This window comes from Maricaulis sp., from assembly GCF_030149235.1.
Taxonomy (GTDB): domain Bacteria; phylum Pseudomonadota; class Alphaproteobacteria; order Caulobacterales; family Maricaulaceae; genus Maricaulis.
The window spans coordinates 31392-46649 of the sequence record NZ_JASBRW010000039.1 but is presented as its reverse complement, the minus strand read 5'-3'; the positions used below and the strand labels follow the sequence as shown (position 1 = coordinate 46649).

Here is a 15258-nt window from a genome sequence, read left to right as displayed (position 1 = left end):
GGCAGCATTACCGGCTTCGGTCTGGCCAGTTATTTGCTGGGGATTGATGCCGCCGTTCAAAGCCTGAACACCTGAAAACAATCAAAGGCCCATCTCCATGAGTTCTGATTCCAAATCCGGTGCCCCGCTCAACACCCGCCTCGTTCGCGATCTGGCGAAGATCCTGCGCGATACCGAGCTGACCGAAATCGAAGTGGAACATGGCGAACTGAAACTGCGTATTGCGCGCCAGCTGACCGCCGCACCGGTTGTGCAGGCCGTCGCCGCAGCGCCTGCGCCGGTTGCAGCAGCCCCGGCCCCGGTCCCGGCCGCCGCGCCGCCGGAAACCCCGGCGGCCCAGGACGCGACCGACCTCTCCGCTCATCCGGGCGTGGTAAAGTCGCCCATGGTCGGCACGGTCTATCTCAAGGCCAATCCGGAAGCGGACAATTTCGTCGAGGTCGGCTCCAATGTCTCCCAGGGCGACACGATCCTCCTCGTTGAGGCGATGAAGACCTTCAATCCGATCACGGCGGAGAAATCCGGCAAGATCGCAGAAATCCTGGTGCAGGACGGCCAGCCCGTCGAGTACGGCGAGCCGCTCTTCATTCTCGTCTAACGCTCACCCTTTAACGCGCGAGCGCCCCGAATGTTCGACAAGATCCTGATCGCCAATCGCGGCGAAATTGCCCTTCGTGTCCACCGCGCCTGCCGCGAGATGGGCATACGCACCGTCGCCATCCATTCCGAGGCCGACGCCGATGCGATGCATGTCCGCCTGGCTGATGAAAGCGTCTGTGTCGGTCCGCCGGCAGCAGCCAAGAGCTATCTCAACGTCCCGGCCATTATCGCCGCGGCCGAAGTGACCGGCGCCCAGGCTATCCACCCGGGCTATGGCTTTCTGTCGGAAAACGCCCGCTTTGCCGAGATCGTCGAAGCGCACGGCTTCACCTTCATCGGCCCGACAGCGGAGCATATCCGCGTCATGGGGGACAAGATCACCGCCAAACAGACTGTGATGGATGCCGGCATTCCGGTTGTTCCGGGCTCTGAAGGCGGCGTCGACAGCTATGAGGATGCGATCCCGGTGGCCGAGAGAATCGGTTATCCGGTGCTGATCAAGGCCGCGTCCGGCGGTGGCGGTCGCGGCATGAAGGTGGCCGAAACAGCAGCCGACCTCAAAGAGGCGATGGACACTGCATCGACCGAGGCCAAGGCTGCCTTCGGCGATGGCACCGTCTATATCGAGAAATATCTCGGCCGCCCGCGCCATATCGAGATCCAGATCCTGGCCGATACACATGGCAATGTGGTTCACCTCGGTGAGCGCGATTGTTCGCTGCAGCGCCGACACCAGAAAATCCTCGAGGAAGCCCCCTCTCCGGCGCTCAATGCCGCGGACCGCGCCAAGATCGGTGAGACCGTCCGCAAGGCCATTGGTGCGATTGGCTATCGCGGCGTCGGTACGATCGAGTTCCTGTGGGAAAACGGTGAGTTCTACTTCATCGAAATGAATACCCGCCTACAGGTGGAGCACCCGGTGACCGAGATGATCACCGGTATCGACTTGGTGCGCGAACAGATCCGCGTCGCCGATGGCGCGCCGCTCGACATCAAGCAGGAAGACATCACGTTGGACGGCTGGTCGATCGAGTGCCGCATCAACGCGGAAAACCCGAGGAATTTCGCCCCCTCGCCGGGCACGATCACCGATTTCCACGCTCCGGGCGGTCTCGGTGTCCGCCTCGATTCAGCGCTTTATGCGGGCTATAAAATTCCCCCGTATTATGACAGCCTGATCGGCAAGCTCATCGTGCACGGGCGGACCCGGACGGAAGCGCTGCTGCGCCTGCGCCGGTCGCTGGAAGAAATGGTCGTCGGCGGTGTTGAAACCTCGATCCCGATTTTCCTGGCCCTGCTGGAAGAGCCCGAGTTTGTGAACGGCGACTACCACATCCGCTGGCTTGAGGAGTGGCTCGCCAACCGGGAGGCCTGATCGGCCAAGGGTGATATGCGGGTCTTCGGGACGGCAGAATTGCTGAACTGTTATGCGCGCGGCGTCTTCCCCATGGCGGAAGCGCGCGACGACCCGCGCATCTATCTCCTCGACCCGGATGAGCGAGGCGTGCTGCCTCTCAACGGCCTGCACATCCCGCGGCGCCTCAAGCGCACGGTGAAACAGGCCCCGTTCCAGGTGAAGATCGATACCGCCTTCGACACGGTGGTGCGCCTGTGCGCCGAGCCGGGCCCGGGGCGCGAGGAAACCTGGATCAATGACGGTATTCTTGGCCTCTACAACGAGCTGCATCGCGACGGCTTCGCCCATAGTGTGGAATGCTGGGATGGCGAAGAGCTGGCCGGCGGGCTTTATGGCGTCTCGCTCGGCGGCGCGTTCTTCGGTGAGAGCATGTTCTCAGTAAAAACCGATGCCAGCAAAATCGCCCTCGTCCACCTCGTCGCCCGCCTGAATACCGGTGGCTACAGCTTGCTCGACACCCAGTTCACCACCGAGCATCTGGAAAGCCTGGGCGTGGAAACCATCACGCGCGATGCCTATCATGAGCGGCTACAAGAGGCCCTGGGCAAGACGGCGGATTTCTATGCGATGGGGATGGATGTGGGCGCGGAGGATGTGTTGGCACGGGCGCTCAAGACCTAGTCCGTGCGGCAGTCCAGCACCCACACATCATACACCGGATGCTCGAGCGGATTCTGGGCCGGGCGGGAAGCGAACATCCAGCCGGAAAAGATTGTCTCGCCCTCGACATCCACGCCGAAACCGTCCGTGCGGCGATCAGCGATCTGCAGGAAGGCGTAGGTTTCCGGCGTCTCTTCCGGCGGGCGCTTGCGGCAATATTGCGCGGTGATGGTCAACGGGCCGAACTCAACGCTTTCACCGATGACGACATCGAAATCACGCGTGCGGGCCGTGACCTTGTCGAGGCCACGCAGGACGGCGACATTGCCTGGACGGCTGGACAGCGGCTGGTTCGCACGCGCATCAGGGTCGCGCGTCTCAAGCGGGTCATCGCCGCGCATGAAGTCATCGATATCCTGCGCCATGGCGGGGGCCATCACACTACAGGCCAGAACGAGAGCTGTCAGAGAACGCATCATGGGAGCCAAGCTGCCGAGAGATTATGACCGTGTCGAGGCGGTTCCCCGCACAGGCGACAAGACAGGCACGGGTTAGCCCTGGTCCGGCGACCAGGCTTCGTAGTCGCCGGCCGTGGACTGACGCTTCTCCGGCGAGGCCAGCGAACCGGTCGGACGATAGGCATGCACCGTGCCGGTCAGGTTGGGATGGTGATCCTTTTCCCAGACCTGGCGCTTGAGCGGCGCCTCGGTCGGCGGCTCGTCAAACGTGTGGTGCAGCCAGCCATGCCAGTCAGACGGCACGCGCGAGGCGTCGGCATAGCCCTCGTAGAGCACCCAGCGGCGCTTGTTTCCATCCGGGCCGGTCTTGCCCTTCTCCTCGAAATAGCGATTCCCGAACTCATCCTCGCCCACTTGCTGGGCACCACGATTACGCAGGGTCAGAAGCGTGCCGGGCGTGGCGTCTTTCCACCAGATGAAAATCTTCGAAATCAGTCCGAGCATGAGCGGGCTCCGAGTCGGTAGGGTTATTCACAGCCGTATATGCCTTCCTCGCGCCATCCGGTCCAGTCTCGAGCGCGGCGGGGTTCAGGCCCTGCCTCCGGAGGGGTAGACTTTTGCGATTACCGACCGATTCGGCGGGCAAAAGGGTGGACAAATGACTAATCCGGCAAGCTTGGCCGATCTGGCAGCCTCGGAACATTTTGATCTTTCATTGGAGGTGCGCGAACTCAGGTGCGCCATCGATGCAGATGATGATGGCCTGGGCGATGTTCGCACCTTGCGTGTACCGCCGGCCTGGAGTGATACCGCGGCGATGACGCTGGGAGATCTGCTCGACACACCACGCCCGCTGAAGACGCGCCCCAAACCCGGAATGACCGCCTATGCCGGCCTGGCCCCGCAAATCCCGGCCGGTGAGGAGCGTGCGCTGGAAGACGGGATCGACAAGGCTGCAGCGCGCTTGGCCGGATCGCTGACCTGGGCAGCCGGACGTCAAAAGGCCTTTGCCGCGGTTGAGGAAGCCAATCTGTTTTATGCCGGCCTGTCCGCCAGCCTGATTGCCCGTCTCGCCCTGCCCGATGCCGAGCTGTGGCGCGAGGGCGGTGCGGACTGGGCTTATGGGGACGACCTCTCCGGCCCGCAGGACGATGTGCTGCGTCGCCATATTCGCGCCGATGCCGAGGATGCGCCGGAAGCCCTGCGTCTGGTGGCGGCCGAGGCCCTGCGCGAATCAATTCTGGAAACCGGCGCCCGGGTCACCGAAACGCGACTCAAGGCGATCGGGGAAGCCATCCGGCGTTGTTCCGGTGAGGGCGAGGTCTGTTTCGATCCGCGCCAGAACGCCGCCCTCGCCCGCGCCATGCGCCATGCGCTGAAGGATGGTGTGCCGGAGGTAGCCGTGGAACGCGCCCTCGCCATGGCCCGCCAGGGCGCGGATGATGATGCCCTCGCCGCGCTGGCGCCGGAGCGCTCGATCGTGCCGGAAACCGTGCTGCACACACCCTCCGATTTCGCCTCCGCCGTCGCTGCGGACGAGGCCTGGAGCTTTGGCGAAACCGGCGGCACCGTTCGCGCCCGCCAGTTCCGCAATGCCGTGGCCCGTACCGTGTGGAGCTTTGGTGCGCCGCGCCTGGCCTTCCAGGAAAGCCCGCAGCAGGCCGGCCCGGCCGTGTATCTCAACCTGCCCGCCTTTATGGATGACACCGCCGGCCTTAATGCCGAGCTGCTGATGGACACCGCGCGCTGCTGGTCCAAGGCGCTGATCTTCAGTGCCCATCCCGACGCGGCCAATGCCGGCACGATGTCGCTAACCGGGATGGCACCGGTCCTGATGGCGCTGGGCCTCGCCTATGACAGTGATGAGGGCCGCCTCACCGCCGCCGCCATCGCCCGCCTCGTCACCATGGCTGTGCGTGAAAGCTGCGCGGAATGCGGGGCCATCGCTCCCTCTCTGGGCATGGAGATCTCGCCGAAGAGCCTGCCCGCCGGGCTGGCTTCGATTGCCGGCACGCTGCAGCGTCATGACAGCCGGTTTTCCGCCCGCTCCGCCCTCACCCGGCCCGGACCGCTGGTCTGCGCCCTCGACCTGCCAACCGAACTGGCCGGCCTGATCGAGGGCGCAGCCGGAGGCTGCAGCCCAGTCGTCAATGCCGTCACCGCCGACCGCGACGATATCGGCGGTCGTCGCCTGCGCGATTGTGTGCGCAGCGGTCTGTCACGACTGGGGCTGGATGCCACCGCGATCGAACAGGCCGAGGACCATGCGGCGGGCCATGGCACGCTGCGCGGCGCTCCGGCAATCTCGTTTGAAGACCTGATGCTGCGCGGCATTCCGCTGGACACGCTGGAACGGCTCGATGATTCCATCGGCGAAGGCGCCTCGGTGCGCTTCGCGCTCAATCGCTGGACGCTGGGCGACCGCGTCTGCCGTGACATTCTCGGCCTGACCAGTGATGTCATCGAGGCCGAGGGCCAGTCCCTGTGCCTGGCGCTGGGCTATAGCGATCATGATGTCGAACTGGCCGACAGACATGCTCATGGTACGGCAACCCTTGATGCGATCGAGACCATCCCGGCTGATACCCGGGCCGTTTTCGCTTATCCCTCCGCCGAGGCCCAGCTTGATCTCGCCCATGCAGTCGAGCAACAGATTTCCGGGCATGTGGCGCTCAATATCGAGCTCAGCGCTGAAGCCGCCATCGATGATGTCGCCGCGCTGTTCGATCACGCCAGCCAGCTTGGCCTGCGCGATCTGGCCATGTCGCGCACGGGCTCCAGCCTGTTCGACATGCTGCCCTCGATCGATTTCGACAAGGGGGACTACACCGCCGACACGGTACGCGAACGCGTGGTCGAGCGTACGGTTGAAGTCGAGCGCGTCGTCGAACGCCCGGCCGCCCGGCGCAAACTGCCTGATCGCCGCAAGGGCTATATCCAGAAGGCCACTGTGGGCGGCCACAAGGTCTATCTGCACACCGGCGAGTTCGATGATGGCGAGCTCGGCGAGATCTTCATCGACATGCACAAGGAAGGCGCGGCGTTTCGTTCGCTTATGAACAATTTCGCCATCGCCATCTCCATTGGCCTGCAATACGGCGTGCCGCTGGAAGAGTTTGTTGATGCCTTCGTCTTCACCCGCTTCGAGCCGGCTGGCCCGGTAGAGGGCAATGACCAGATCCAGCACGCGACCTCGATCCTGGATTATCTTTTCCGCGAGCTGGGCGTGTCCTATCTCGGCCGCGAAGATCTGGCGGAAATCTCGCCGGACAAGGCGGATCCGGGCGGGATCGGCAAGGGTGTCGAGGAAGAAAAGCTGTCGCAGGAAGACGCGGCCCGCTTCATTTCGCGCGGGTTCAGCCGCGGCCAGGTGCCCAATAATATCCTGATGTTCGCCGGCGCCTCGAAAAAGGCCGCCAATGCCAATGACACTGATGCTCCGATCGAGACCGAATACACCCAGATAGAGGATCACAGCATCACCCGCCCGGTGAGCGAAGCCAGCGCTTATACCGGCGACCCCTGCCCGGAATGCGGCCATTTCACCGTGGCGAAGAGCGAAAGCGGGCTGAATTGCGACGCCTGTAACTGGAACAGCTGACCGCGCGATTGACGATGGGACTCGGCCTCGCACTGATCATAGTAGGCGTGATCGCCTTTCATGCCGGCGCCATCGGTCTGATTGTCCATATCGCCCGCGCCGCCAGCGGACCCAGGCTGGACCGTTTCATCGCGCTGGCAGCGATCTCAGCGATCGCAGGCCTCGCTCTCGTGGCGGGCGGTGTCAGTCTCCTGGCCTAGCCGATCGCGCACGGCCCCGCGCTTGCAGCGCGTGCGGGGACAGTCTGCGGAGTGCACCAAAATGGCACGGTTTTTTCTTACCATCCTGATTGCCCTGTCCGTGGGCACGCCGGCGCTGGCGCAAAACGCGGCGCAGATCGCACGCGTGCAGGCGGGCCAGTCCTGCTCGGGCTGCAACCTGTTCCAGGCCGATCTGTCCTATCATGACCTGCGCAATCTCGACCTGTCCGGCTCACGCCTGCGCCAGGCCAATTTGTCTCTGGCCATCATGGATGGCGGACGTTTTGATGGCGCCAACCTCTCCGTCGCCAACCTGTTCGGGGCGCGCTTTGTCGGTGCCAGCTTCCGCAATGTCGACTTCACCGACGCCGTGCTTGTCGGTACCTATTTCAACGCCTCCAACATGGCCGGCGCCAATCTGACCGGGGCAAACCTGTCCGGCGCCTATCTGCGCGATGCCCACGGGCTGACCCAGCGCCAGCTCGACCGCGCCTGCGGCGATGCCGAGACGCTGTTGCCGCCGGGCCTGCGCATCGCCGATTGCCGCCTGCTCTAGGGCCATCCTTAATTACTGTGATTTAAGTCGCAATTCCTCCTCAGGTGCCGTATCGAGGGAGTTATGCGAAACACCGCCGTTTCCATTCTTGCACTGCTTGCCGCGAGCGCCACTCTCGTCGCGCCCGTCTGGGCCGGGGAAAGGGATACGCCGCGCCGTGGCCTCGCCATTGGCGGGGAGTGTGAAGGCTGTAATTTCGCCGACCAGAATCTGGCCGGTGCGAACTTCATCGGCGCCGATTTCGAGGGGTCGAGCTTTTCCGGTTCCAACCTGCTCAATTCCACCTTCGTGGAATGCCGCTTCACCGGCACGGATTTTTCCGACACGCAAATGGTTCAGACCCGGATGACCGGGGTTTCCTTCAGCCGCGCCAACCTGTCCGACGCCAATCTGTCTGAAGCCCATATCGAGCGCGTCAATTTCTCCAGCGCCGATCTCAGCGACGCCAATTTCAGCCGCTCTGATATGGTCTTCGTGACCTTTATCGGCAGCCGCCTGGCGTCCACCCGTTTCGTCGATGCGCAATTGCACCAGGTCAATTTCCTGCGCGCCCAGCTGGACGACACCGTGTTCCGCCAGGCCGAATTGCGTCACGCCAATTTCGCCGAGGTGACCGGCGGCAAGGCCGATTTCCGTGATGCTGACCTGACCGATGCCAGCTTTGAGGGCGCGCATCTGCAAGAGGTCGATTTCCGCGATGCCGACCTGACCGGGGTCAATCTGAGCGCCGCCGTGTTCGAGCGCGTCCGCGGCCTCAACAAGGCGGCCCTGGCCAATGCCTGTGGCGATGAACAGACCCGTCTGGGTGAGCACACGGTCAATCTGCGGGCCTGCCCGCAGGAACATCTCTCGCACTACGAGATCAACACCGCCTCCCTGCCCCGCTTGTCCCGGAGCCAGCTGGTCGAGGTCTCTGAAACGCTGTCCGAAATCGAGGCGCTGGAAGGCTTGCGGGTCGAGATCCTGGCCGAGGTCGGTCTCGCCCTTGAAGAGCATGCCGAGGATCTCGATCGCGAAGCCGTGCAACACGCCACCCGCGAAGCCATGCGCGAGATCGCCCGCGCCGAACGGGAAATCCGCCGCGTTTTGCGCGATGCCGAGCGCGATGGGCGTGACCATGCCCGTGACCGGCGTCGCGATGAGCGCGAGCAAAGGTTTGAGATCCGGGTGATGGAACGCGAGGCCGCGGCGGAGCTGCGGGACGCTGAACGGGAAATCGCCGAGGCTCATCGCGAAGTCGAGGCCGAGATCGCCCGGGAACGTCGCGAACTGGAACGCGAATTGATTGAGGCGGAAACCGAAGCCCGCCTCGCCGGGGAGCCAGGGCACTCGCTCTCCGCCCAACAGTCAGAATGGTTTTCCTACGATATGTCGGATGAAGACGGCGAGAACATCTTTATCCTGCGCCATAATGGCGATGTGATCGTGCCCAAGCCGGCCATCCCGCCAGAACCGGAAAGCCCGCAATAGCCATCCTGGCGTCCGGCAAAACGAAAAGAGCCGCCCAACCGGGCGGCTCTTCGCATTTCTGGGCGGCAAGCCGCGCCTATTTCTTTTCTTCCGGCACCACGGTGCGGATGTGCAGCTCGCGCAGATGCTTGTTCTCGGCCGTACCCGGCGCGTTCATCATCAGGTCGCGGGCCTGCTGGTCTTTCGGGAACATGACGACTTCGCGCAGGTTTTCCTGGTTGCACAACAGCATGACGATGCGGTCGACACCCGGAGCGATACCGGCGTGCGGCGGCGCGCCATAGCGGAAGGCGTTGAGCATGCCGCCGAACTCTTCCTCGACCACGTCCTGGCCGTAGCCGGCATAGGAGAAGGCCTTCAGCATGACGTCCGGACGGTGGTTCCGCACCGCGCCGGAGGACAGTTCCACACCGTTACAAACGATGTCGTACTGCCAGGCCTTCATGGCGAGGAGCTCGTCGTCAGACGGGTTGTCCAGCGCCAGGAATTCCTCGGCCGTCATCTGCGGCATGGAGAACGGGTTGTGGGAGAACTCGACCTTCTTGTTGTCCTCATCCCACTCATACATCGGGAAGTCGACAATCCAGCAGAAGCGGAAGGTGTCTTTCTCGCACAGGTCCAGCTCGGTACCGACGACATCGCGGGCCCGACCGGCAAAGCCGGCGAACTCGCTCGGGTCACCGGCGGCGAAGAAGACGGCATCACCGGCTTCCAGGCCGAGCTCGACGCGCAGCGCCTCAGTGCGCTCCTCGCCGATATTCTTGGCGATCGGGCCAGCGGCCTCGAGACCGCCCTCGGTCTCGCGCCAGAAGATATAGCCCATGCCCGGCTGGCCCTCTTTCTGGGCCCAGGAATTCATCCGGTCGCAGAAGGCGCGCGAACCACCGGTCTTGGCCGGGATGGCCCAGACCTGGATCTTCGGATTGCGCTCGAGCATGCCGGCGAAGACCTTGAAGCCCGAGCCGCGGAAAGTGTCGGACACGTCGGACATCTTGATCGGGTTACGCAGGTCCGGCTTGTCGGAGCCATACCACTGCATGGCGTCCTTGTAGGCGATGTGCGGGAAGTGCTCGTCCGGAACGGCCCAGCCTTCGGAAAACTCCTCGAACAGGCCCTTCATTACCGGCTCGATGACGTTGAACACGTCTTCCTGGGTGGCGAAGCTCATTTCCATGTCGAGCTGGTAGAACTCGCCCGGGGCGCGGTCAGCGCGCGCGTCCTCGTCACGGAAGCAGGGCGCGATCTGGAAATAGCGGTCGAAACCGGAAACCATGATCAGCTGTTTGAACTGCTGCGGCGCCTGAGGCAGGGCGTAGAACTTGCCCGGGTGCAGGCGAGCCGGCACCAGGAAGTCACGCGCGCCTTCCGGCGACGAGGCCGTCAGGATCGGCGTCTGGTATTCGGTAAAGCCCTCTTCGACCATGCGGCGGCGGATCGAGTCGATGATCTGCGAGCGCTTGATGATACGCGCATGCAGGCTTTCGCGGCGCAGGTCGATATAGCGGTGCTTGAGGCGGACTTCCTCGGACCATTCCGGCTCACCGAAGACCGGCAGCGGCAGCTCTTCCGCTTCGGACTGGATCTCCAGCCCCTTCACCCGCAGCTCGACGCCGCCGGTCGGCAGGTTCTCGTTCACAGTGTCGGCGGAGCGGGCAATCACCTCACCGGTAATGGTCACGACGCTTTCCACGCGCAGACGCTCGAGCGTTTCGAAATGCTCGCTCTCCGGCTCCAGCACACACTGGGTCAAGCCGTAGTGATCGCGCAGGTCGATGAACAAGAGACCGCCATGGTCGCGCTTGCGGTGGATCCAGCCGGAAATACGGGCCGTCTGGCCGACATGATCCGGGCGCAGTTCAGCGCAGGTATGGGAGCGATAAGCGTGCATGGGTGCGTCGTCCGAAAAGAACATGAAACAGGTCGCCGCGACATGCCGGTTTGCGGGGTGGAATGTCAAGGATTGTGGGGGTTCAGCTGCAGTTCACCCGCACGCCATCATGTTTGCCCCCGCTCGCCTGTCGCGATAGCCTGTGCAGGCGAATTCACTCAGGGGGAGATATAATGAGCCTCAAATCCATCTTGACTTGCCTGGCCGTGTTGCTGGCCGCCTTCGCTACACCCGTCCTTGCCCAATCGACGCAGGACGCGCCGTCGCAGGAGGAGTTCACCCTGAATTATGCGGCCGTCCAAGACGCTACGCCACAACGATTGCGCCAGGTCCTGCGCCGGACCTTGCAAGCCGAGCCGATGTCGCGGGCGACCCCACGGGAAGACCGGATCTATGAGAATCCGGCGACCCGTCTATCCGGCGCGGCCTATGAACCGCGCTATAACTGCGAGCACGGCGAGAACAGCGTGTCTTGCTGGTGCAACTGGAATGAGGATGCCAATGACTGCAAGAACATGATCCTCGCCAACCCTTGCGGCGAGAACGGCAGCTGGTGGACCTCGAATGTCGATGGTGAGTATGGCTGCGACGGCTAGCTCGAAACCCACCACATCCTGAACACAAAAGACGCTCCGGACAGGAGCGTCTTTTTTCTTGGCTGAACCTCGCCATCACAGCGCCGGTGTGAAGCCCAGAACCGCCTCGTCAGACACAATGAGATCATGGACGAACTCGCCCTTTCGGGGTCCTGACTTGCGTCAGGATGAGGGGGCGTTGGAGGTTTCGAGCGAATTGAATACCGCCCCAGAACAACGTCTTAACCCACTACCAGATCATTTTTGCGCCATGTAAGTAACTATTCACTTGCATTCCCCTAAAGCCCACGCCATAAAGCATGTGAATGATCGTTTACTTACACCCTGGGGAGCGCGAGCGATGAAAACCGGAATGCTGAAAACGGACATTTTCGACGATATGGATCCCAATGAGGGCGTCACGGCGCGCTATGGGACGACCAAGGCCCGCATTGAGCGGGCGGCGCTGAAACTGTTTGCCGAGCACGGGCTGGACGGGGTCTCTATCAAGCAGATCGCTGATGCCTGCACCATTTCCGATGGCGCCATGTATCGCCATTTCCGCTCCAAGGACGAGCTGGCGCGACTGATGTTCGAGGCTATTCACCATAAGCTTCAGGACCTTGTTATCTCCCACCTGGTGCCGGACGCGAATATGGAAGAGACCGCCCGCGCGCTGGTCAAAGCCTATTGCGAACTGGCCGACAGCGATCCGGCGCAATTCACCTATCACCTCACCCATCGCAACAACTTCATCGCCGCCTCAGGCGATGGCGGTGCCGACCCGTCGGACTTCATGACCGAGGTCGTGTCCCAGGCGATGGAGCGCGGCGAAATCCCCAAGGCCGATCCGGAGCTTTACTCCGGCATGGCGCTGGGCGTGGTCATGCAGAGCGCGGAATACAGCCTCTATGGCCGTATCAAGCGCCCGCTATCGGCTCATGTCGAGGCCTTTACCCGCGCCATCATGGCCGTGCTGCACTCGGCCTGATCCGACCTCAACCCCACACAAGTTTTCATTGAGCAAAGGAGCCCGTCATGCGGTCCTTCATCTTCAATATTGCCTATTGGTCCCTGTCCGGCGTCTACGCCATCGTCTGCGCCCTGCTGGCGCTCCTGCCCGGCCGATGGGCGCTGATGCACGGCATCCGCTCCTATTCGCGCGCAACCGTGATCCTGATGCGTGTCATCTGCGGCATCAAGGTCGAGGTCCGCGGCACCCCGCCGAAGAACCAGCCGGTCGTCATCGCGGCCAAGCACCAGTCCTGGGGCGATGGCATCGTCATGATGGCCAAGACCGGTGATGTGAACTTCGTATGTGGCGACCACATGCTGAAATTCCCGCTGATCGGCTGGGTGCTCACTCGGTGCGGCGCCATTGTGGTCAACACCCAGGGCGGCGAGAAAGCCGCTCAGAGCCTGAAAGACGGCATGGCCCGCAGCCAGGGTGAAGGCGCGCCGCGTCCGATCCTGATCTACCCGGAAGGTCATCTGACCGAGGTGGGCACCGGCATGCGCTATCGCTCGGGTGCCTGGCGCATGTCGCACCAACTGGATCGTCCGGTGGTGCCGGTCGCCACCAATCTGGGTCAGTGCTGGCCGCAGCAGAAATGGTCCAAGTTCAAGGGTACGGCCGTGATCGAATTCCTTGAACCGATGCAACCGAGCGCCGATCGCGACGCCTTCCTGGCCAAGCTGGAGCGTGATGTGGAAGCCAAATCGCGTGCCCTGGAAGCAGAATTTGCGCACCAGCACCAAGCACTGCACTGTGTCGACAATAATGAAAGCCGGGCAGAGGCGTGCATCTAGACACGCCCGCCGGCGGGGCCAACGCGCCCCGGGGAGGAAATGACCATGCGGTCCTTTATCTTTAACGGCCTGTTCTGGGGTATCTCGGCGGTCTTTGCGCTGACCTGCTATGGCCTGTCCTGGCTGCCCTGGCGCACGCCGCTGGTGAAGACGATGATCGGCTATGCCCATACCATCCGCTTCACCATGCACTGGGTCGCCGGCATCAAGATCGAGGTCCGCGGCACCCCGCCCAAGGGCCAGCCGGTTATCCTCGCCGCCAAGCACCAATCCTATGCCGACGGTCCGCTGATGCTGGCCATCTCCGGCGACATCAATTTCGTCATCGGCAATGGCATCGAAAAATTTCCGCTGATCAACCGCATCGTTCGCATCGCTGGCGCCACCATGGTCAACAGCCAGGGCAACACCACCGCCCCGGGGGCGCTGGAAGACGCGATCGCGCGCTCACATGGCGAGAACCGCCCGATCCTGATCTATCCGGAAGGCGGGCTGGCTGCGATCGGTGAAACCAAGAGATATCGCAAGGGCGTCTACAAGATCTACCAGACGCTCGAGCGCCCCGTGATCCCCGTGGCGACCAATCTGGGCCTGCGCTGGCAGCAGGAAGACTGGGAGAAAAGCCCCGGCAAGGCGGTGATCGAATTCCTCGACCCGCTGCCGCCAGGCCTGCCCCGGGAAATTTTCATGCAACGCCTGCAGGACGCAGTGGAAACGCGCACGCGGGCTTTGGAAGCGGAAGGCCAGACCTTCCAGGAGGAAATGGCATGAGCCTGAAATCCTCCCTCTCCTTGATCGGCACGAAACGCTTCACGCCGATCCTCACCGCCTCGGCGCTGGGCACGTTCAACGACAATATGTTCAAGAACGCGCTGATCATCATGGCGACCTTCTCCGGTCTCACCGTGGCCGATTTGCCGTCAGAAACCGTGGTGCCGATCGCGGCCACGGCCTTCACCCTGCCGCTGTTTCTATTCTCGGCCATCTCCGGCCAGATCGCGGATCGATATGACCGCGCCACGCTGATGCGCCGGGCCAAGTTTGCCGAGATCATCCTGATGCTGGTCGCGGCGGCCGGCTTCCTCCTCAACAATGGCTGGATCCTGATCCTGACCCTGTTCCTGATGGGCGCTCAGTCGGCCTTCTATGCCCCTTCACGCGTCTCCTCCATGCCGCATTATCTCAAACCGGAGGAGCTGGTGGCGGGTAATGCCCTGTTCGGCGCCGTTTTCTTCCTCTGCCTCCTTTTAGGCCAGGCTGGCGGGCAATTGCTCGCCGCCATGCCCAACGGGCCGCAGATTGTGGCGGGTATCCTGATCGTGTTCGCGATTGCCGGCTTTGCCAGTATCGTGCCCACACCGCCCTCGCCGGCCGCCAATCCGGATCTGAAAATCCGCTGGAATTTCATCATCGAGACCGGGCGTATCATCTATTTCGCAACGCAATTGCCGCAGGTCCTGCGCCCGCTCCTGGGCATGGCCTGGTTCTATCTCTTCACCGCCGGACTGATGACCTTGATGCCGCTCCTCGTGCGCGAGGTCATGGGAGAAGGCGCGGGCCTGGTGACCCTGTTCTCCGTCCTCTTCGTTATCGGTGCCGCCACCGGTTCGCTGGCCGTCGGCGCGCTGACCAAGGGCCGCGATGCCATCATCTTCACCGTTTTGGGCGGTTTCGGTCTCTTGGCGATCAATCTCTATATCGGCTGGCAGGTGGCGACCTGGGTGCCGACGCCGGAACCGGTCGGCCCTATCGCTTTCGCCCAGAACCCGGACAACTGGCACTTGCTGATTGCCTTCTTCGCCTCGGCGGTTTTTGCCGGTCTCTACATCGTGCCGCTGCAGGCCATGGCCCAGCGCCGGGCCCCGGTGGAAAAGCGGGCTCGCCTGCTCGCCGCCGGTACCCTGCTCAACGCGCTGGGCGCCTCGATCGGCCAGCTCGGCCTGCTCGCCCTGAGCACGTTTGCGCTGCCGATCTGGTGGGTGTTCGTCTTCGTCGGCGTCGGCACCGGGCTAATCGCCCTGGCCAGCATGCGCTATGTCGGATCACCCAACCGGCCCTACAGCCCTTCGTGATGGAAAATTAAA

15 protein-coding genes are annotated in these 15258 nt (G+C 62.9%); 12 read left to right on the top strand and 3 right to left on the bottom strand.

Translation table 11 applies throughout. From position 1 onward, the window contains the following. Positions 1–97 precede the first annotated feature (97 nt). Genes accB through aat form a run of 3 tightly spaced genes read left to right on the top strand, consistent with a single transcriptional unit; the run spans position 98 to position 2638 of the window. A complete protein-coding gene (gene accB, locus Q1V51_RS06080; protein WP_300554209.1) occupies positions 98–598 on the top strand; it encodes an acetyl-CoA carboxylase biotin carboxyl carrier protein in 501 nt (166 codons plus the stop codon). Positions 599–628: 30 nt separating this feature from the next. Then, positions 629–1975 (top strand): acetyl-CoA carboxylase biotin carboxylase subunit, encoded by a 1347-nt coding sequence (gene accC, locus Q1V51_RS06075; RefSeq protein ID WP_300554207.1) that lies wholly within the window; start codon positions 629–631, stop codon positions 1973–1975. Between the two features lie 15 nt (positions 1976–1990). After that, positions 1991–2638 carry a leucyl/phenylalanyl-tRNA--protein transferase gene (aat, locus tag Q1V51_RS06070; RefSeq protein WP_300554205.1) on the top strand — a complete coding sequence of 216 codons (648 nt, stop codon included), beginning with the start codon at positions 1991–1993 and terminating at the stop codon, positions 2636–2638. Here the strand turns inward: aat and Q1V51_RS06065 are convergent. Both Q1V51_RS06065 and Q1V51_RS06060 read right to left on the bottom strand, forming a co-directional pair. Then, on the bottom strand, positions 2635–3093 hold the full coding sequence (locus Q1V51_RS06065) for a DUF2155 domain-containing protein (protein ID WP_300554202.1): 459 nt from the start codon (positions 3091–3093) through the stop codon (positions 2635–2637). The two genes, aat and Q1V51_RS06065, sit on opposite strands and share 4 nt — an antisense overlap. A gap of 75 nt (positions 3094–3168) precedes the next feature. Then, the gene (locus tag Q1V51_RS06060) at positions 3169–3579 is read right to left on the bottom strand and encodes an NADH:ubiquinone oxidoreductase subunit NDUFA12 (protein WP_300554200.1); all 411 of its coding nucleotides are present in this window, start codon (positions 3577–3579) and stop codon (positions 3169–3171) included. Positions 3580–3733: 154 nt separating this feature from the next. Here Q1V51_RS06060 and Q1V51_RS06055 point away from each other — a divergent pair, with 154 nt between their 5' ends. From Q1V51_RS06055 to Q1V51_RS06040, 4 genes are all read left to right on the top strand, one after another. Next, positions 3734–6676 (top strand): hypothetical protein, encoded by a 2943-nt coding sequence (locus Q1V51_RS06055; RefSeq protein WP_300554197.1) that lies wholly within the window; start codon positions 3734–3736, stop codon positions 6674–6676. A 14-nt stretch (positions 6677–6690) separates the two neighbouring features. After that, positions 6691–6876 carry a hypothetical protein gene (locus Q1V51_RS06050; RefSeq protein ID WP_300554194.1) on the top strand — a complete coding sequence of 62 codons (186 nt, stop codon included), beginning with the start codon at positions 6691–6693 and terminating at the stop codon, positions 6874–6876. Positions 6877–6937: 61 nt separating this feature from the next. Then, the gene (locus tag Q1V51_RS06045) at positions 6938–7432 is read left to right on the top strand and encodes a pentapeptide repeat-containing protein (RefSeq protein WP_300554191.1); all 495 of its coding nucleotides are present in this window, start codon (positions 6938–6940) and stop codon (positions 7430–7432) included. 63 nt (positions 7433–7495) lie between these two features. After that, positions 7496–8902, top strand: coding sequence for a pentapeptide repeat-containing protein (locus Q1V51_RS06040; RefSeq protein WP_300554188.1), 1407 nt, complete (start codon positions 7496–7498; stop codon positions 8900–8902). A 76-nt stretch (positions 8903–8978) separates the two neighbouring features. Here the strand turns inward: Q1V51_RS06040 and aspS are convergent, their stop codons facing one another. After that, positions 8979–10790: an aspartate--tRNA ligase gene (gene aspS / locus Q1V51_RS06035; protein ID WP_366522714.1), complete on the bottom strand. Its 1812-nt coding sequence runs from the start codon at positions 10788–10790 to the stop codon at positions 8979–8981. A gap of 173 nt (positions 10791–10963) precedes the next feature. On the opposite strand from aspS, the gene Q1V51_RS06030 reads away from it, so the two are divergent. The 5 genes from Q1V51_RS06030 (at position 10964) to Q1V51_RS06010 (ending at position 15246) form a co-directional block, all read left to right on the top strand. Next, positions 10964–11386, top strand: coding sequence for a hypothetical protein (locus Q1V51_RS06030; RefSeq protein ID WP_300554183.1), 423 nt, complete (start codon positions 10964–10966; stop codon positions 11384–11386). Between the two features lie 340 nt (positions 11387–11726). Continuing rightward, a complete protein-coding gene (locus tag Q1V51_RS06025; RefSeq protein WP_300554180.1) occupies positions 11727–12356 on the top strand; it encodes a TetR/AcrR family transcriptional regulator in 630 nt (209 codons plus the stop codon). A 47-nt stretch (positions 12357–12403) separates the two neighbouring features. After that, complete coding sequence (locus Q1V51_RS06020) at positions 12404–13174, top strand: lysophospholipid acyltransferase family protein (RefSeq protein WP_300554178.1); 771 nt, start codon at positions 12404–12406, stop codon at positions 13172–13174. 45 nt (positions 13175–13219) lie between these two features. Beyond that, positions 13220–13945 carry a lysophospholipid acyltransferase family protein gene (locus tag Q1V51_RS06015; RefSeq protein ID WP_300554176.1) on the top strand — a complete coding sequence of 242 codons (726 nt, stop codon included), beginning with the start codon at positions 13220–13222 and terminating at the stop codon, positions 13943–13945. Next, a complete protein-coding gene (locus Q1V51_RS06010) occupies positions 13942–15246 on the top strand; it encodes an MFS transporter (RefSeq protein WP_300554174.1) in 1305 nt (434 codons plus the stop codon). Before Q1V51_RS06015 ends, Q1V51_RS06010 begins: the two co-directional genes overlap by 4 nt. Positions 15247–15258 lie beyond the last annotated feature (12 nt).